The sequence below is a fragment of the Acinetobacter lwoffii genome, assembly GCF_024129715.1.
GTDB classification, from domain to species: domain Bacteria; phylum Pseudomonadota; class Gammaproteobacteria; order Pseudomonadales; family Moraxellaceae; genus Acinetobacter; species Acinetobacter lwoffii_U.
On the sequence record NZ_JAMXXM010000004.1, the window covers coordinates 136,667 to 155,314 of the forward strand.

At 43.1% G+C, this 18,648-nt stretch carries 18 protein-coding genes; 2 read left to right on the top strand and 16 right to left on the bottom strand.

The window, feature by feature from the left end:
* Nucleotides 1-12: 12 nt before the first annotated feature.
* The 15 genes from NI462_RS05155 to acnD all read right to left on the bottom strand — a co-directional run bounded on the left by NI462_RS05155 (nt 13) and on the right by acnD (nt 14,735).
* Entirely contained in the window at nt 13-1,071 is a 1,059-nt protein-coding gene (locus tag NI462_RS05155; RefSeq protein ID WP_253159426.1) for a DUF1176 domain-containing protein, read from the bottom strand.
* A 3-nt stretch (nt 1,072-1,074) separates the two neighbouring features.
* On the bottom strand, nt 1,075-3,513 hold the full coding sequence (locus NI462_RS05160) for an AI-2E family transporter (RefSeq protein WP_253159428.1): 2,439 nt from the start codon (nt 3,511-3,513) through the stop codon (nt 1,075-1,077).
* Between the two features lie 121 nt (nt 3,514-3,634).
* Nucleotides 3,635-4,075 (bottom strand): YybH family protein, encoded by a 441-nt coding sequence (locus tag NI462_RS05165; RefSeq protein ID WP_253159429.1) that lies wholly within the window; start codon nt 4,073-4,075, stop codon nt 3,635-3,637.
* A 425-nt stretch (nt 4,076-4,500) separates the two neighbouring features.
* Nucleotides 4,501-4,863 (bottom strand): 5-carboxymethyl-2-hydroxymuconate Delta-isomerase, encoded by a 363-nt coding sequence (locus NI462_RS05170; protein ID WP_034436289.1) that lies wholly within the window; start codon nt 4,861-4,863, stop codon nt 4,501-4,503.
* 135 nt (nt 4,864-4,998) lie between these two features.
* Nucleotides 4,999-5,337, bottom strand: a complete 339-nt coding sequence (locus NI462_RS05175) for a zinc ribbon domain-containing protein YjdM (protein ID WP_253146940.1) — start codon at nt 5,335-5,337, stop codon at nt 4,999-5,001.
* Between the two features lie 123 nt (nt 5,338-5,460).
* The gene (locus NI462_RS05180; protein WP_004732106.1) at nt 5,461-5,907 is read right to left on the bottom strand and encodes an SRPBCC domain-containing protein; all 447 of its coding nucleotides are present in this window, start codon (nt 5,905-5,907) and stop codon (nt 5,461-5,463) included.
* Nucleotides 5,908-6,150: 243 nt separating this feature from the next.
* Entirely contained in the window at nt 6,151-6,540 is a 390-nt protein-coding gene (locus NI462_RS05185; protein ID WP_004732107.1) for a ribonuclease E inhibitor RraB, read from the bottom strand.
* A 261-nt stretch (nt 6,541-6,801) separates the two neighbouring features.
* Complete coding sequence (locus tag NI462_RS05190; protein ID WP_004732109.1) at nt 6,802-7,734, bottom strand: SNIPE associated domain-containing protein; 933 nt, start codon at nt 7,732-7,734, stop codon at nt 6,802-6,804.
* 585 nt (nt 7,735-8,319) lie between these two features.
* Nucleotides 8,320-8,985 (bottom strand): pseudouridine synthase, encoded by a 666-nt coding sequence (locus tag NI462_RS05195; RefSeq protein WP_044111116.1) that lies wholly within the window; start codon nt 8,983-8,985, stop codon nt 8,320-8,322.
* Nucleotides 8,986-9,069: 84 nt separating this feature from the next.
* Entirely contained in the window at nt 9,070-9,783 is a 714-nt protein-coding gene (locus tag NI462_RS05200) for an SIMPL domain-containing protein (RefSeq protein WP_253159431.1), read from the bottom strand.
* 122 nt (nt 9,784-9,905) lie between these two features.
* Nucleotides 9,906-10,154 carry a DUF6868 family protein gene (locus tag NI462_RS05205; RefSeq protein WP_253159433.1) on the bottom strand — a complete coding sequence of 83 codons (249 nt, stop codon included), beginning with the start codon at nt 10,152-10,154 and terminating at the stop codon, nt 9,906-9,908.
* A gap of 530 nt (nt 10,155-10,684) precedes the next feature.
* On the bottom strand, nt 10,685-10,948 hold the full coding sequence (locus tag NI462_RS05210; RefSeq protein ID WP_219308594.1) for a hypothetical protein: 264 nt from the start codon (nt 10,946-10,948) through the stop codon (nt 10,685-10,687).
* A 114-nt stretch (nt 10,949-11,062) separates the two neighbouring features.
* Complete coding sequence (locus NI462_RS05215; RefSeq protein WP_180039000.1) at nt 11,063-11,284, bottom strand: hypothetical protein; 222 nt, start codon at nt 11,282-11,284, stop codon at nt 11,063-11,065.
* A gap of 164 nt (nt 11,285-11,448) precedes the next feature.
* Nucleotides 11,449-11,592 (bottom strand): zinc ribbon-containing protein, encoded by a 144-nt coding sequence (locus NI462_RS05220; RefSeq protein WP_004645925.1) that lies wholly within the window; start codon nt 11,590-11,592, stop codon nt 11,449-11,451.
* Nucleotides 11,593-12,116: 524 nt separating this feature from the next.
* Nucleotides 12,117-14,735, bottom strand: a complete 2,619-nt coding sequence (gene acnD, locus NI462_RS05225) for a Fe/S-dependent 2-methylisocitrate dehydratase AcnD (protein WP_253159435.1) — start codon at nt 14,733-14,735, stop codon at nt 12,117-12,119.
* Between the two features lie 514 nt (nt 14,736-15,249).
* Between acnD and NI462_RS05230 the strand changes: the two genes are divergently transcribed.
* Both NI462_RS05230 and ygfZ read left to right on the top strand, forming a co-directional pair.
* Nucleotides 15,250-17,307: a multicopper oxidase family protein gene (locus tag NI462_RS05230; protein ID WP_253159437.1), complete on the top strand. Its 2,058-nt coding sequence runs from the start codon at nt 15,250-15,252 to the stop codon at nt 17,305-17,307.
* Between the two features lie 114 nt (nt 17,308-17,421).
* On the top strand, nt 17,422-18,147 hold the full coding sequence (gene ygfZ, locus NI462_RS05235) for a CAF17-like 4Fe-4S cluster assembly/insertion protein YgfZ (protein WP_253159439.1): 726 nt from the start codon (nt 17,422-17,424) through the stop codon (nt 18,145-18,147).
* Nucleotides 18,148-18,198: 51 nt separating this feature from the next.
* Here the strand turns inward: ygfZ and NI462_RS05240 are convergent, their stop codons facing one another.
* Nucleotides 18,199-18,444 (bottom strand): hypothetical protein, encoded by a 246-nt coding sequence (locus NI462_RS05240; RefSeq protein ID WP_004645929.1) that lies wholly within the window; start codon nt 18,442-18,444, stop codon nt 18,199-18,201.
* Nucleotides 18,445-18,648 lie beyond the last annotated feature (204 nt).

Here is an 18,648-nt window from a genome sequence, read left to right on the forward strand (position 1 = left end):
TTATAAACAATACTATTTGGCCTGATAAATGACTTTGCTTACGTAGGTCGGTAAATTCCAAGCACCACCGGCGAAGCCTTTACATTGCACGGTCAGACTACTGAAGCTTTTGACAAATTTCTTGCCATTCCAGGCCCATTCGTCCTGACTCAGACAATCACCCAAACCACGTACTTTATGCCCGGAAAATATCTGGCCTTGGCTAAATGTTTCTCCTGAGGTGGTTACCAGCTGTTTCAGCTGCTTGTTTTTGTCCATCAGCCAGAAGCCACTACCCATATTATAAGCTCCGCGCCAGCACGGAATCTGAATCAGCTGAGTCTGAGCATTAATGGGATAAATCGTCATAACATCATCATTGAGAAAACGCTGGCTAAACAGCAAATCACATTGATCCTCGTTGGTGGTGGCTTGCAGTTTTCGAATCATCTGCTGACTGGCTGCCGTATTCAGTTTCGCTTGGGTGACTTTGCCTGACTGATATTTTGGTATCTGAATTTTCGGTATCGTTGCGGCTTTGAGCACCGCCTGATTCGATTTTCTCCCCGGCCTGATCAAGGCTGAAGTCGTAAAAAGTCGACGCTGAAATTCATCCATCTTCAGCAAAACGGCACTGGCTCCGGAGGTCGACAGGTTCCAGCGTGAATACGCATTCTTAAAGACAACCGGACTTGTTCCTTGCACAGCTTTCAGCAAGGCACGCGTTTGACTGCTATTGAGTTGTCCTATTCCCTCCCGATTCAAACCAATCATGCCATAAGGCGTGCTGGCAATTTGCAGCTGAAGCTGTCTGGTCGGTGTGGCAGCAGCTAAGGGTAAAATCTGGACCTGAGCTTTTATCCCACTGTTTGCACCCGCAGCACGCTCTAATAGCACCGAAACCGGCTGATCAATATCTTGATCCGATTGATAACCGGCAGCACGGCAGGTACCAGTATTATCACAGGCAATTTCCCAGTCTTTATGTGAAAAATGCAGTCCTTGAATGGCCGCCAGACTTAATGAGCTGATACTGGCTAGACCAAATGTGATACTCATGATTTTGATGCTGTAGATCCATTTTTGTTTCATCATCTAGTCCTTATTTAAAACGCTTGCCGAGGTGGCAGGCCGCATCTGCTCAATCTGCTTCTGTTTATCTTTTTTCTTGCGCTCATTGCTCAAAGTCGCCATTAAATCCTGCGCCAAAGCCTTAAGCAGAATCATATCTTCGGCCTGCATCTGCCTCGGTTGTTTATCCAGCAGACACAGACTCCCAAGCGCAATTCCATTTTTATCTTTTAAGGGTACACCAGCATAGAAACGGATATGATGCTGTCTTAACTCTGACAGATGCGGAAAGCGCGGGTCACGCTGCAAGTCTTCTATCACCAAAGGCTCATTCTGATAGAGCAAGTGGGTGCATACTGAATCCTTGCACATTTGTCGGGTTGCAACAGGCTCCTGAGTAAAAGGACTGACTGGAATATACATTTCGTGCTGATTCAGCCAGGAAATTTGTGCGTAGTCGACATCAAAAGCCTGACGGGCTTCTTCAATATATTGTTTATAAAGGATCTGATGAAAGTGATCTAATAATCCCAACTCATTTAAAGCCTGCTGCCGTTCTTTTTCATTCTTGATCTCCAGATTCTCAAACCAGCTTTCCCCTTCATTCAAGGTATAAGTTTCGATAGTCAGAATCAGATCATCGACATTATTGACCAGTGCCTCCAGCTCAAAACGTTGTTGCAGTTCATCCAGAAGCTCCAGCTGCATCATGCTCCAAGTCGCAAAAATGATTTTCATCTCAGGATATTGCTGCGCCAGTCTATATTTCAGCAACCGAATCTGTGCTGCAGGCGCATGATGAAAAATCGACACACATAAAATCTTGATCGAAGCTGGCAGTACAATACCCTTTCCTGATTCACTCGATTGAATCAGCACATCCGGATCATTTCGGGCAGCAATATTTTTGAGATTCAGCGCGTGTGCCACCATGGCAGAAATCTGGGTGTCAATTTCCCAACGCGCACCGACACAATAAACTTCGGGCTGCTCAGCACTTAATTTACTTGGATAGGCTTTTTGAAACGCATGATTAAAGAACTGCAAGCCCTGATAAAGACGCAACCGGTGTTCGGCAGTAACATCAGTATCATGCCCTTGAGAATAAATCCGAATAGCTGGAATGGCTACTTCGCCATAGAACATCTGTACACGACGGGCCACTTCGTCTGCACTGGGCTTTTTCGGTAATTGCGCACAGATGTAATCATTGGCTACCTGCATTGCATCATTGACTTCATCAGCCACCAGTCGCTGGTAAAAGCGTTCGGAGGGTGACAATACTGGCGTACTGCCAAGCAAGGTTTTGACAAAACCCAGTGCCGGTACATAATTGGACAAAACCAGCAGGCAGGCAGTCAAAGGCGTCGACAAGATCAGCCCTACCGGTCCCCAGAGGGTGGTCCAGAACGTAGCAGCCAGAATAATTGCCAAGGTAGACAGGCCGGTACTTTCCCCATAGAGCCACGGTTCAATCACGTTATTGCTGATCAGTTCCAGCACCAGAATCAAGCCCACAGTCCAGAGCACCATGTCCCGGCCCGGATCAACGGCGAAAGCCAGCGTAATCGGGAAAATAGCTGAAACGATCGGGCCAACATAGGGTACAAAACGCATAACCACCGCAACCAGCCCCCACATAATCGCTGCCGGCACACCAATCAATAACAGCCCAATCGCCATGGGAATACCATAAGTGACATTGACCAGCAGCTGCATGCGCAAATAGGTCCCGATACTTTTGCCGGCATCATCCAGCGCATCGGTGCCGATATTCAGATTACCGCCCAAGAGTTTCAGAAAGCGATCATGCAGGTCTTTGCCATTGAATAAAATCAATACCATAAACAGGAACACTATCCCGATAATCGCCAGCGGATTCAGGATTTTATTCAACCAGTCCAGCGCAGCCTCTTCACTTGTTGGCTCTAGGCCCACGACTTTGACATTCTGCACATTCGGGTCTTCTGTTTCCTGTTCGGGAGTGTCTATCGAATCTTCAACTGTGTCAAAGGTCTGGATCGCACCATCCCACATACTCGGTCCCTGACGATAGTTTTCGAGCATTTTCAGTTTTTGCTGGATGGTGTCCTGATATTGCGGCAGTTCCTGACTTAGCTTGCCAAGTTGCACCCCCAGATAAGTTGCAGTGCCGCCCAGAAATGACAAGGTCAGGCACATGACCAGGCCAATTGCCGCCCATTGGGGACAGCCCCAGCGCTTTAAGCGAGAAACCAGAGGAGAAAGTAAAAATGCCAGCAGAATGGCCAAAGCCAGCGGAATAAAAATATCATGGCCAAAATACAACGCCGTCATGACCACAGCAGCAATTACAAAGCCTGCCATCATTCTGAGTGCATGTTGAGTGCGCTGCCGCTCGGACTGATCCGGCATCAATACTTCAGTCTGTTGTTGCAGGTTGGCCTGTCTTGGTTTTACTTGACTGTTCTTGTTGTTATCCACCTGAAAAGTCCTAAAATATTATTCCTTCAACATAATTTAGGACTTTCTATATTTTTGTTACAAAGGTATTCCTGTAATCATTTGCAAAGATATTTCACTTAAATCTTTTCAGGTGAACGGATTAACTGACGCTTTTGATCCGGCGCATTTTCCGGGTTTCGAGTTGCACAGGAACTGAAGTATGTTGATGCAGCAATTGCCATTTGCCCTGCTGCTTGCTGAGACACATGCTGACCCGACACCAGCCCAACTGGAAAATCGGTTCAATCACCGCATAATTCACCCGGACATAACCCTCGACTACAGCCAGATCAGAAGTGACATGAATATTAAGGTCTTGGCGTTCGATACGTATTCCTTCGGGCATAAAGTGCCGATATTGTTGCCAGAGGGCCTGATATGCTTCGACGCCTTTAACCTCCATACTGACATCAACCAGACGGATCTCCGGTCGGCACAATTCAATAATATCCTGAATTTCGAGTCTGGCTATGGCATTGTCCCACTCTCGAAGAAATGCCATGACTTCCCGAGCCAATTGTTCATCCCCAAAAATCTGCATTAAATTTTCCTCAATCGGACAAGTCAGACCTGAAATCTGGGATTCAATCAACTCACCCGATTTCTGATCTTTTGTTCTTATTATTTTGCCTATGCTAAAGCGTTATTCGCTTTGCTCTCCCCACTGCCTGATTGGATACAGCTCACCTGAAGATTATTTTTTAAATTATTTTTATTTCAATCAGGATGAATATGCTGTTTCTAGATTGGATGATTCAAAAATCAGCAGCGATTAAAATCTACTTTAGAACTTTTATCGCATGCCTGTAAATGACATAAAGCGTCATTTAAAAATAGAAATAATTTTAGATCTGAATAAAATAGCGAGCTGTTACAGACCAAGTCGATCTGTTTATAAATTTCGTATGGCATTGATAAGTTTCAAGGCATTTGATCCATGTCATCTCAGCAAATAAAAGCCATCATTCAGATAACAGCTTTACGATAAGTCTGCTTTGGCATTTCAATGATTTCGACACAAAGCTGTATTTTTAATTCAGGTTGTGGCGCAATATATTGCTGCATCACGTCGAGCACCAATTCGGAAATCGCCTGACGAACTTCGACACTGCGCCCACTCAACAGTGAAACTTTGGCATGCACATAGGCCTGATCTGTAACAGCATTCAGTCCAATCACATAATCCCGCTGCATAATCGCACGACTTTTTAAATCATTGGGATCAGTGACATGGCCGGTGTTAAAAAGTGCCTGATGGATCGCGACCAATAAAGGTTTGATCTCGATATGTTGCAGATTGTCAGAATATTCCAGATGCAGGTGCGGTATTAAAGTGGTCTCAAATCGAAATGCGAGGATCAGGGCGGCAGGAAAATGATTAGCCCAGAATTTCAGCAATAATGAGAATAATACGAATCATCAACCGTATTATTCTCTCGTCAGAATTTTAGTCTAGGGCTAAATTTAAGCTTTCTTGACATATTCGGATTTCAGTTTCATCGGGCCGATCCCCTCGATTTTACAATCGATATCATGCCCATCGGCAGCATCAGGCAACAAGCGGATACTTTTTACCTTGGTGCCCACTTTCACCACTGAAGATGAACCTTTGATTTTCAGGTCTTTAATCACCGTGACGCTATCCCCATCTGCCAGCACATTGCCGTTGGCATCCTTAATGATCACTTCTTCTTCAGTGACTTCACCTTCTTTCCACTCGTGTGCGCATTCAGGACAGATCAGTAGATCGCCATCTGCATAGGTATATTCAGATTGACATTTTGGACAGTTTGGCAGACCCATAAGAACCTCGAAAAAAGAGAAAAATAAAATAAATGAAACAAATAAGCTCACAGTATAGCATCTTTGTCAGGCGCGCTGATGGATAGGACATTGGGATGAAACCAACACAGGAGATCGAAGGAATTAATTGTCTGAAATCTGCGGATTAACCAGCAAAGACAGGAGTTGCAGTGATTCTTGCCAACTCAAATGACACACCGCGGGCGGCACTACATCCGGATAACCCACCTGAATAATATGCAAACCGGTACCGATTGAGACTTTTTCAAAGATGATCGTCACCTCTATTTCCCCCTGCAGGTCGGGGGTAGAAAACTGATCGGTATAGCGCAGCAACTGATTGGGAATGACCTCATGATAAATGCCATGAAAATGATGCTGGGTTCCGGTAGAAAAATTGGTAAAGGTGGTTTTATAGCTGCCGCCGGGTTTGACTTCCGCATGTTCTACTTTGGCAATAAAGCCATGTGGTGCCAGCCATTTGGCCAGTGCATCCGGATGCACAAAGGCACGATACACCCGCTCCGGTGGTGCGCTGAACACACGATGCATTTTTAAGGTGTAACTCATTTTTTCTTGTCCTTTGTTGTTATTATTTTTTTATTGCAGGATATTCCCTGCATTTGTTGTGGCTAAATTATCAGCCTGAGTTAAGTACTCATCTGAGTTATTTTATCCAGTTTTGAGCTGGCTATATATAATGAGTATGTATCTATACTCAAGCTCAAATCTTCATATAACGATTAAATAGAGCAATAAAAAAACCCGGCAGCACCGGGTTTCTTACTTTAAATCATTTAAATACAAGCATGCTCAGCTACTACGCAGGCTGCCCTCTTCGTCATCCAACTCATCATCATAGACATAGGCCATGCAACCCCAACCATCATATTCACCCTGAAATTGTGCCGCGATTTTGCTGAACCATTGTTCCAGATCCACGATATCTTCGTAAGCAGGTTCCATATACACATAAATCGTGATGATCCATTCCAGGGTATCGCTTTCTTCGTCCTGAAACAGGCTGATTTTTTGCTCTTCTTTTAATAGATGCAAGGCACAACGATCCGCCTGCGCTTCATCCGCAAAAGCAATCGAAAATTCAATTTCATGTGCCTCTTGCAAGTCGTCGCCATCCTGATGCATTTGCCACAGTACATTGCCATTTTCATCGTCCGGGAATTGATTGTAATCACGTGACATAGAAGTATCCTTATTATGATGCTGTTTTATTCTGCATTTAAGATTAGCTGATTCTTGTACAATTATCGAGATACAGACAAAAAATATTATCTTTTAACCATAAATAAACATATGATTTTTATAAATATAAAAATAAGTAAGAGGATCAATATAGTCAAGATTCCTCAAGGCCAAAAATCCTGAAAAATATCAGGATTTAAACCAACTTATGGCATTCAGAATACTCTGGTAAAAATCTTCTAGACCTATGAATGTCATGATCTACGCGATGTGTGGATGCAGATGATCCTGTTCCAATTGCAAAACCAGCGCAGCAAACTTGAGTTCTTCTAAACGCAGATCAAGATAGGATTCTTGAATCATCGCCTGACTCAGTGTCTGCCCGGTATAATTCAGCAAGACATAATCATCCTTTAAGGCCTGCAATATCTCGCCCAAATTTTCTGTGCTTAATTGAGAGAGATATAAATCTGCCTTACAGTTGAAAGCCAGACTAAGGATTTCAATAGTACTTCGACGGCGATTGTCGTCGACATAATTACAGCTCGCCACCTGCTGTTTTTCTATGGCCTGTTGAATTCTGTCACGGACATTGCGTAAATGCCGAACCGCATCCGTTTCGCTATAACCCTCAATCAGCTGCTCTAAAACCTGTGTTGCGGGAAGCTGCAAGCCGAAGCGCTGGGCCTGTATTTTATGCTGTAAAGCACTCAATACCTCTTGCAAGCGATGCTGTTGTTTAGCCTGTTCATAATAACCGTGCAAACTTTGTCGGGCCTCCTGCTCAACCTCGGCCACGGCCTGCGCCTGAAACTGGGCAAGATAATCTTTTACTCTTGCGATATAGGCTTTGAGATCATCGATCATGATCGAAGCATCCAGCTTGGTCGCTTCAACAAAGTTTTCGGCCTGCAAAGTCCGGTTAATAATATATTGCTCGATATCCCAGATATCCTGATATTTTTTATATTTATTCAGGGCAATGTTTAAACTGCCATTTTGTACCCGCAATTGGGTGATTTCATAATTCAATTCATCGACTTGAGTTTCATAATCTGCCAATTTGCTGCGGGAATGATCCAGGTTTTCCTGTAAAAACTGGATATTGCTGCGTAATGAAGCCTGTACCTTTAAGCTCCATAGCAATGCACATATTAAAATACTCGCGAGAACGAAGAGAGCCATACTGAGCATCGTTCTTTCCTTTAACCCCGGGCAGCGCCCTAAACCATCAAATTAAAAATTTATTATAAAGTCATGATTAATTTTGCATCACTTCGGCCAGATAATCAAAGCCGTTGATCAATACTAAGTCATTCATTCATTTTATTTTTCTACAAAATTTTTATGTGCAAGTCATGTATGACTGACTACTTTCCAGCTCAAGACAAATCCATTCTGAAACAACTTACGATATTTTTTATATCAAAGGATATAATTTGAAAGTTTAAAAATAATGAAAGGAAGGTTAAAAAATCATAAAAATAAAGGCATCAGGCCTATAGCGGGAGATAAAAGAATAAAAAATCTCTAGGCTTATCGTCAAGAGATAAACCGAACATTAAAATTTATATTCTGCAGTAACAGCCGATCAGGCAATGGATCAGTAGAAAATTTCATTTGAACATGCTTATAAAGCCACTCATTTCCACGCTGTTATCGAAATAAATTCTCACACTTTTTTATTCGGATTGCCCAGTTTAAGAGCTTGATCCTGATCATATTTATGAGATTAAAAAGCATGTGTCCGGTTGAATCTAACTATTAAGCAGAATCAAATTAGAATGGTATGTCTGCCTTTATTTCGACCGGGACACCACTCAAAGGCTGGGTAAAAGCCAAATAACTGGCATGCAAGGCCATACGATTTAAAGGACTGCGCTGGGGTTCAGGATGATAAATTTTATCGCCAGTAATGGGATGACCGATATGCAGCATATGCACGCGTAGCTGATGGGAACGGCCAGTAATTGGTGTCAGTAGTACCCGGCTAATGTCTTGCTGGGGTAGATATTCTAAGGCCTGATACAGGGTTTTGGCGGCCTTGCCCAGTTCAAAATGCACCATCTGACGCGGACGGTTTTCCCAGTCGGTAATCAAAGGCACATCAACGCTGCCCTCACCTTCAAGTTTGCCTTGTACCAGTGCAACATAATTTTTATGTACCGTGCGTGCCTGAAACATTTTACTCACCGCCACTTCTGCATCGCGGTGTTTGGCAAACATCAAAATACCGGAGGTGGCCATATCCAGACGATGGGTAATTTTGGCCTGCGGATACTGGTTCAGAACCCGCAAATAGGCACTGTCATGATGTTCAGGTAAACGCCCCGGAACCGACAATAATCCGGCCGGCTTTTCAATTACCACCAGATCATCATCTTCATAAACGATATGCAGTGGTTCTTGCGGTGGACAATAGACAAAGTCATGGTTGATGGGCATTTTAAGGGTACAGCATCTGGAATAATGCGCGCAAAATAACAAGCGGCTTCTAGGCTGTCAATTACCGTGCTTGACCAGCTCAGCTTAATCTGCCAGATAATAATCGACCGTCGAGACCACGCGTACTTTTTTCAAATACGGCGTATTGCTGTCGCGATCTTCAATACTAAACACCCCCTGATTGGCGGACTTGATTTTGCCCAGACTGCTTTTTGAATCTGCAGCAAATTTTTCCGCTACACTGCGCGCATTTTCGGTGGCCTGCTCAATCATCGCAGGCTTGATGTCATTCAGCTTAGTAAATAAATATTCCGTTCTTTGTCCGGAATCATCTCCGACAAAGGCAATGCCTTTTCTGCCCAAGGCCACCAGACGACTTTGTGCCGCACGCACTGCATCTATTTTGTGGGTATAGACGGTGATGGTCTGGCTGGCGGTGTAACGTAGCGCGACATTGGCATCCCCGCCATATTGCTGCGCGTATTTATCGGTGATACTCGGTGAAGCACTGGTAATCTCTTCCGCGCTAAATCCTTCATTTTTTAAGAAGGTCTGAATTTCCTGGGTATTGGTTTGCATGGTATCGTACAACTCGGCCAGATCCTGACTGCCGGCATTAAAGCGGATTGGCCATACCGCCACATCGGCTTTGACTTCGCGTTCCGACAAGCCTTTGACCGAAACTATACGTTCATACTGTTTAATTTTCAGCGCGCTATTGCCGAGAATCCATCCTGCAATAATCATTCCCAAGCCGATCAAGGCACCTAAAATCAGGGCCGGTTTGAATTGATTCATCCTTCAACTCCTTTGAAATCTTTTTTCGTTCTTATTGATCCTGCCACGCTATCAAGTAGCGATAAAATGATATTAATCCAATCTTATTTTTATCACTTGAAAATTCAATCACAACATCGCACTTAGCTTTGATTCATCAGATAGATTGCAATTAACGGCGTCAGGTTAAATAGCAGAATCCCAATTTTATAGAGCGCCATACCCGAATAATGAATCATATCGAAACTGGTATCTGGCAGCCGAAACCATTTTCCATGCACCTGCTTCATCCAGTTTCGGGCAAAGACATAGACCACGAACCAGATCATGAGAATGACATAATTGATGAGTGTGCAAAACAGTAAAAAACGACACCAGATATCGAGATTCATGAGGATTCCCCTAAGGGGCAACTGATGTTTTTAAAATAACAGATCAGGTTGAGAAATGAAGGGCTTATTTGTATCTTGCTTAGCTGGATATTTTTATTAAATTCATGATTTATATTTATTTTAATTTTTAATTCTACATATATTGCTGGAGAATTTTTTAGGGTGTTGGGAAAACTCGCAATGGTTTACTTCAACTATCATTCTTTGTAAGACCTGATCTTATAGCCTATAAACTTTTGGTCTATAGCGTCCTAAGCCGAATCGAGACCTTTTGGGTTCGTACTGCACTCGCGTTTTGCGCCGCTCACAGCATGCTACTCTTTCCGATCCCATCACACCCTTGAAAGCTATATTAGGCAAAGATGGACGGGATTAATTTCCTATGTTTTTTTAATTTGCATTAAATCTGAAAATTTATTTCATTATTAACCCACATATAGAGAAATAAATTCCATTTCCAATTTTTTATGCTTTTTTATTCGCCAAAATGAGACTTTATTGCAATTTATATTCAGGACAGGATTGCTGTTTTATTGAAAGAATGTTCCCTGAATCCATTGCGCACTAAACCACCAGGCACTAATCGCGGACATCCCGCACAGAAGATTAGCCAGTACCTTATTAATTCTAGTCAACTCAGAACTATAAATTTTCAAATTAAGCAAATAAGCGATCACAGCGTAAACCGAGCCAATCGCGCCCCCAAAAAGAATCAGGATCAGTGGCCATGCAGAATAGAAATGGGCTTTTTTATCTAACTTTCCTGACTCTGGTGCGTGCTGTTGAATATCCATAGGTGATAGCCCTCTTTTTAATATATGCACTTGCACTATTTCTAGGCAGATATTTATCCTTTAGAAAAATATTTGCCTTCTAGAACTTTCACTGAAGCAAGAAGCAGACCAGTTTTATCGTACAAAGAGCTGTCGGGTATGATGATTAATATAGGCATTCAGACCATCGCCATATTGAGCGAGCTGTTTCATGTTTTCGACATGCTGATAACCGGAACTGCTATAGCTATAAGTGTAAACTTTCGAGTTTTTCTTAAATTGAACCCGAATAAACTCGTTACCAATCTCGTAATTGGCAACACCTGAGTCGTGATTAAGATCAAGATAATGTTGCAATTGAGCTACCCTAAATACTTTGAATCTAGGGTTTTATATGGGGTTTTATTGGTTAATTTTCAATCAAATCTAAATCATAAATATCGAAGTTTAGATAGCAAAAAGCCCTATCGAGTAATAGGGCTTTCATTCAAAACAGAGGGTAACTGTTTGAGTTGTTTTGCTTAGGCATTCTTATTGTTAAATTGATTGCCTTGGCATTTGGTACACGGTGGTAAACGATCAGTACCAATTTCTAAGTAGGTGCGGTGTCCGCATTGAACACAAAAATAGAAGCCTGTTCCGGGTTTTTCGCCAGCAGTAACCATCTTTGTTCTCCATGGTTTTAGAAATGGTCTGACTAGTATAACCCTCTGGTGATGAATGTCTATTGTCCATTTTTGTAAATGATAGTGTCGTTTGGGCAAAGTAGTATTTCTAATTATTATTTAGTAACTCATTAATTAAGTGATAATTTATTATTTTTTTCAAGTTAACTAGTTTAATAACATTGAGATAAGTGATGCATAAGGCCAAGTATAGCGCAGTGCGTTAATACAAAATTATCACCATAGCCATATGAAATTTTATATTCCCTTAAAGTTATAGACGTCTTTAATCATTGAGGAAGCTCAATTGCTTAAATATAAAAAGAAAAGTACCTGTTTGTATTTTCTTGATAAAGACATTAATGCTCTAAATAAAAACCCCACTTCACAGTAGGGTCTTTTTAAACAACTTCAATAATTTTAACTTCACCCTTGCGAAGCAATGCTTCTTATCTTTCAAAAAGATGAGAACTCCCTCCTTTTAAAAAGGAGGGTTGGGGTGGATTAAAAAGAAGTAACTTAAATCAAGCCACATTCCCTTCCAAGAAATCCTGTGCAAAGCGCTGTAATACCCCACCCGCCTCATACACATGCACTTCTTCTTCAGTATCCAGACGGCAAGTCACAGGCACTTCAATAATCTGGTTCTTACCATCATCGGTTGAACGTTCAACCACCAAAGTCAACGTCGAACGTGGCGCGATATTACCAATCACGCTGTACAGCTCAGTACCATCAAGACCTAAAGTCTTACGATCTGTACCCGGTTTAAACTCAAGCGGCAACACCCCCATACCGACCAGATTGGTACGGTGAATACGCTCAAAACCTTCTGCCACAATCGCTTCAACGCCAGCCAGACGAACACCTTTCGCCGCCCAGTCACGACTCGAACCCTGACCGTAATCCTTACCGGCAATAATGATCAACGGCTGTTTACGGTTCATGTAGATTTCAATCGCTTCCCACATCCGCATCACTTCGCCTTCCGGCTCCACACGCGCTTTCGAACCCTGTTTGATCGTGCCGTCAGAACGCACCACCATTTCATTAAACAGTTTCGGGTTGGCAAAAGTCGCACGTTGCGTCGTGAGGTGATCACCGCGATGCGTTGCATAAGAGTTAAAGTCTTCCTCAGGCACACCCATTTTTTTCAGGTATTCACCCGAAGCACTGTCTAAAACAATGGCATTTGATGGTGACAAATGATCGGTGGTGATGTTATCGCCTAAGATCGCCAGCGGACGCATATTTGACAAGGTACGCGGTGCAGCCAAAGCCCCTTCCCAATACGGCGGACGGCGAATATACGTACTTTGCGGACGCCAATCATACAGCGGACTTGTTGCTTTTTCATTCACACCCAAATCGAACATTGGAATGTAGATTTTTTTGAATTGTTCTGGTTTTACAGCAACTTTTACCAGCGCATCAATTTCTTCATCCGATGGCCAGATATCTTTTAGATAAATCGGATTGCCGTCTTTGTCTGTACCTAAAGCATCTTTTTCGATGTCAAAACGAATCGTACCGGCAATTGCATACGCCACCACTAAAGGCGGTGAAGCCAAGAATGCCTGTTTCGCATAAGGATGAATACGTCCATCGAAGTTACGGTTGCCCGAAAGCACCGCTGTTGCATACAGGTCACGGTCGATGATTTCCTGCTGAATCTTTGGATCTAATGCGCCCGACATGCCGTTACAAGTCGTGCATGCATAGGCCACGATACCAAAGCCCAGTTTTTCTAAATCTTTAAGTACGCCTGCTTCTTCCAAATACAAAGCAGCCGCTTTAGAACCCGGTGCAAAAGAAGATTTCACCCAAGGTTTACGCACCAAGCCCAATTCATTGGCCTTACGCGCCAGTAAACCGGCTGCCACGGTATTACGTGGGTTGGAGGTATTGGTACAAGACGTAATCGCCGCGATAATCACCGCACCATCTGGCATCAAGCCTTCTGCTTCTTGCGCGCGAGCTGCTTCTAAATTACCGGCAATACCTTTTTCTTTCAGGTCAGAGGTTGATACACGTGCATGTGGATTCGATGGGCCAGCGATGTTACGTGTCACAGTCGATAAATCGAAACGCAGCACACGTGGATATTCCGCTTGGGTCATATCCGATGCCCAAAGCCCGATCTCTTTGGCATAAGTTTCTACCAGTTTGACTTGCTCAGGTTCACGGCCGGTCAAGGTCAGATAATCAATCGTGTTCTGATCGATATAGAACATGGCTGCCGTTGCACCATATTCCGGGGTCATATTAGAAATCGTGGCACGATCACCGACTGACATGCTGTCTGCGCCTTCACCGAAGAATTCTAAATATGCGCCAACCACACGTTCCTTACGCAGGAATTCGGTTAATGCCAAGACGATGTCAGTTGCGGTAATACCTGGCTTGCGATGACCGACTAATTCCACACCAATGATGTCAGGCAGACGCATCCAAGACGCACGACCAAGCATCACATTTTCAGCTTCCAAGCCACCCACACCAATCGAGATCACACCCAATGCATCTGTATGTGGCGTATGCGAATCTGTACCAACACAGGTGTCCGGGAATGCCAGACCATCACGGTTTTGAATCACCGGAGACATTTTCTCCAGATTGATCTGGTGCATGATGCCATTGCCCGCAGGAATCACATCAACATTTTCAAACGCGGTTTTAGTCCATTCAATAAAATGGAAACGGTCTTCGTTACGACGGTCTTCAATAGCACGGTTTTTCTCAAAGGCATCCGGATCAAAACCACCAAACTCAACCGCCAGTGAATGGTCGACAATTAGCTGGGTTGGTACCACCGGATTGACTTTAGACGGGTCACCGCCCTGATCGGCAATCGCATCACGTAAACCGGCAAGGTCAACCAGTGCCGTTTGCCCCAAGATGTCATGACACACTACACGTGCCGGATACCAAGGAAAATCATGTTCTTGTTTTCGCTCAATCAGCTGACGTAAAGACTGTTCCAGAATGGCAGGATCACAACGACGCACCAACTGCTCTGCCAAAACTTTGGAAGTATAAGGAAGTTTGGCATATGCGCCTGGCTGAATATCTTCTACGGCCTGTCGCACGTCATAATATTCCAGCTGGGTGGATTGCAGCGGTTTACGGTAGTTGTTGTTCATAAGCTTGCCTGCCCTCGTTTATCTCTATTTTTATTCATCAATAGATATTGATGAGTTACTTTTGTAATAGCAGCATTGTACGCTGCACAAATAGCATTTCCCAAATTTCATATTTTTCAAACACTTAATCATAAAAAACAGTATTTTCGCAAAAATTTGTTACATAGACTTTAGAATTTTTGCTTTAAAGCGGTCTTTTGCTAAAAAAATCTGAATAATTCGCCTTATTCTTTAGTCTTATGTTGCAAAATATTTCTCTATCTTTTTATTTGAATATTACTCTAAACCACTAATATCATTAATAAATAATTAATTTTATGTGCATTTTTTCAAAGATAAAAAAATATAGTCTCACTGGTTTTCATAGGCCTGTCCTGCCGCCGCATTTAGCAAAATTTCAATCCCCTAATTTAGGATAGCAGATTTTCCAAAACTATCAGAAGCTCAGTGTGACGCATGTCACACTCTCCACAATCCTCACATTAAAACAATAACCATAACAGGCAGAACTGAAATGTTGAAAATCGCAATATTCGGAGCTATAGCCGCCATTTTGACGCTCTTAGCTCGCGGTTGGGATGGAACAAAAAATCCATCACCACCGTCAAATCCCTCTAATCCGTCCCAACCCTCTCATCCCTCACACCCCACACCTTCACCCAAGCCCTCACATCCCGTTCCGACAACATCAGACAGCTTGATTAGCAACCCACCCCTGTTACCGAAAAGTGCCAAAGGCAAATATGAGCTGATCGTGGCCTATAAGACTAACAAGCTCTATAACCCCAGAAACGGCTTATGGGATCAGCTGGTCGGACCACAGATTCGGGTCAAACAGGGTGAAACCATGGCGCTTAACCTGAATAACCAGCTGCCACCCGAGTCAGAAACAACCTGCCCAACTCATGTTGAGAATGTAAATGAACCACACTGCTTTAATACCACCAACCTGCATACCCATGGCTTCTGGGTCAGTCCTCAAGGCAATAGCGATAATGTCTTTTTGAAATTCAAACCTCAGGAAAAATTTGATTATCAGTTCAAAATGGAACCGAATCATCCCGCAGGGACTTACTGGTATCACGCTCATCTGCATGGCTCAACTGCTCTTCAGGTGTCGAATGGCATGGCAGGCCCATTGATTGTTGAAGGCTCAAGAGCACCAAAAGTCAAAAATGGCAAAGTCACCTCAACTGGAGATATGGATATTCTATGGAAAGAAAAAAACAGTTACCCAAACGAAAACATCCTGTTGTTCCAGCAAATCCAATATCGCTGTAGCAATCCCGATCCTAATGTCACATTCGCTGTTCCCAATAACTGTGAAGGTGTAGGTATAGGCATGCTGGAAAATTATAATGACCTGTCTATTGGTGGCTTCTGGACTAACCAGAATTACTACACCTCTATCAATGGTAAAATTTTAGGTGAGATCAAAGCAGAACAGAATCAGTTTAACCGCTGGCGCATGATTCATGGTGGTGTACGCGATACCATTGGTTTAATCATTAAGGAAATTCCCAATTCCAGTAAGTTTAGCGCAGAACAAACTATTAAAGCCTGTTCAGCCTATCAGGAGGCAGACAAGAAAGCTGAATTTGAGAAGCTGAATAGCCTGAATGTGCATACCATCGCGCAAGATGGCTTAACCATGAATCATGTACAGACCAGAACCCTGTCCGTGTTCCATCCTGGTTATCGTCATGATGCAATGGTTGCCTTTCCGACCACCAATAGATACTGCATTTTTGACACCAAATTGAATATCGATGATGAAATTAACGCGCCATTACCGAATGTAGGCCCTCAAATTGCTCCAAATCATCGGTTCAATGCCCAACTGCTGGGATGGGTCAATGTAAAAGCAGCCAAGACCAAGGCTCAGACTGCTGCACAGTTCCTGAAAGATCGGGCACAAAAAATTGGTTTAAGCAAAGACCTCCAGAGCCAGTTATCTCAGCTTAATCTTTCTGCGTTTAGTGATCATCCATCATTGATGATGCCGGAAATTGATAAAGTAGTTGCTGCCCGACCAAAACAATATAGTGCTTTTTCGCTCGGTCCCGACCCTAGAACTGGCGTATTCAAATTTGGCTTCCGGCATAAAAAAGATGGAGATACACTGAGTTTTGGAGATTTCTTTGATGGAGATGGTTCAGTGGATGGCGAATATGTCCGTCAGTTACAAGTTGGACAGACTGATGAATGGGAACTGACCAGCGCTGGTTTTGGTGGTCATCCGTTCCATATTCATGTTAACCCGTTCCAGATTGTTAAAATTTTGAATCCCCAAGGTAAGGATGTCAGTGAGTCAGTAGCTCCAGAAGATCCGGTAAATCCAGTTCTGGATGATGTGCAATACCGTGGCATGAAAGGACAGTTTAAGGACACGCTTTTTGTAAAACAAAACTATACCTATATTGTCCGCAGCCATTACAAGAAATTTGAAGGTGACTTCGTACAACATTGTCATATCCTCGACCATGAAGATCAGGGCATGATGGAAACCGTACGGGTCTGTGGAGGCAAATTCCCTTGTGATTCGTCATTACCGGCTAGCCATCACCACTAAAGATCTGCTCGCTCAAAGCCAATGATTTCGATTGTTGGCTTTTTTGTTTGCCTCTATTTGATGCTTGCTGCACAATAACTGCATTGATTTATAGTATTCAAACCGGGGCTTATTATGGCAGCGTCTCCTGCTTTTACATTGTTTAGTCTGAATGGTGTAGATGCACAAAAATTCCTTCAAGGTCAGGTGACTTTGAATACTGAAACTTTGGCGGAAAACCAGACACGCTATACTGCAATCTGCAGTCTGAAAGGACGCATTCAATTTGGCTTATGGCTTAAAAAAATCAGTCCGGAAAGCTTTGAAATCGTCAGCACTGAAGATCAGTCCACGGAACTGGCCAATCATATTAAAAAATTTGGCGCCTTCTCAAAAATGAAACTGGAATTGGTTGGTCCAGTTTATCCAGTCATCAATGGCATTCATACTGACTTTGTGGCGACTGAAACCGATGTAACGATGTGGGAACAGCAAGCCATTGAATCAGGTCAGGCCTGGATTCAGGCTGCCACTGCAACCCTGTTTCAACCACAAGAATTACGTTTGCATCAACGCGAAGGCATTCACTATGACAAGGGTTGCTACTTGGGTCAGGAAGTCATTGCACGCCTGTGGTTTAAAGCCAAGCCAAAACACTGGTTACATCTGGTTCAAGGCACAGGTACCGTGCCTGATGTTGCGACCAAACTGAATAATGATGTTGAAATTGTCAATAGCATCGCGATTGACGACGGTTATAAAGCGCTAGTCGTGGCAAAACCTGAAGCATTGACCGAGCTAGGTCTCGAAGTTCTGGAGCTTCCTGAAGCTTTGAGCAGTGATGTAGCGCGTCCGCAATAATCACTGCATAACTCATAAAAAAGCCAAGATAAAATTCTTGGCTTTTTTATTTTAGAAGCCATGAAACAGCTTGTTCATGTCTTTTACCACATAATCTTTAAAATGATAGGCCCGCGCATGTTTGGCATCAAACTTTGCCGTGAGTTCACCTTTTTGAAAGACATATACTCGGTCTTCCTGACTCATCAAAAACTCTGCACCAAGTTTCATCAGCAGCGCATCAATCTTGTCTTCATCGGCAATCGATTCATCAGCATTGATTCTGTCATAGTGACGTTTAATCGTTTTGACAAACATGGTGAAATCCTGGGAGTCTGATTCAAACCGAGATTTAAACAGAGAAGTCAGCTGAAGCAAAGCAATCCTTTTGATATCTGCAGGATTGATCAGAAACCTGTCCGAATCATGCATCGATTTAATCGGGGTATTGTGCTTCGATGATTTGTATTTAGTGACAAATTGTATATTTACAAAGCACAAAATCCTTTTATGATGTAAGTG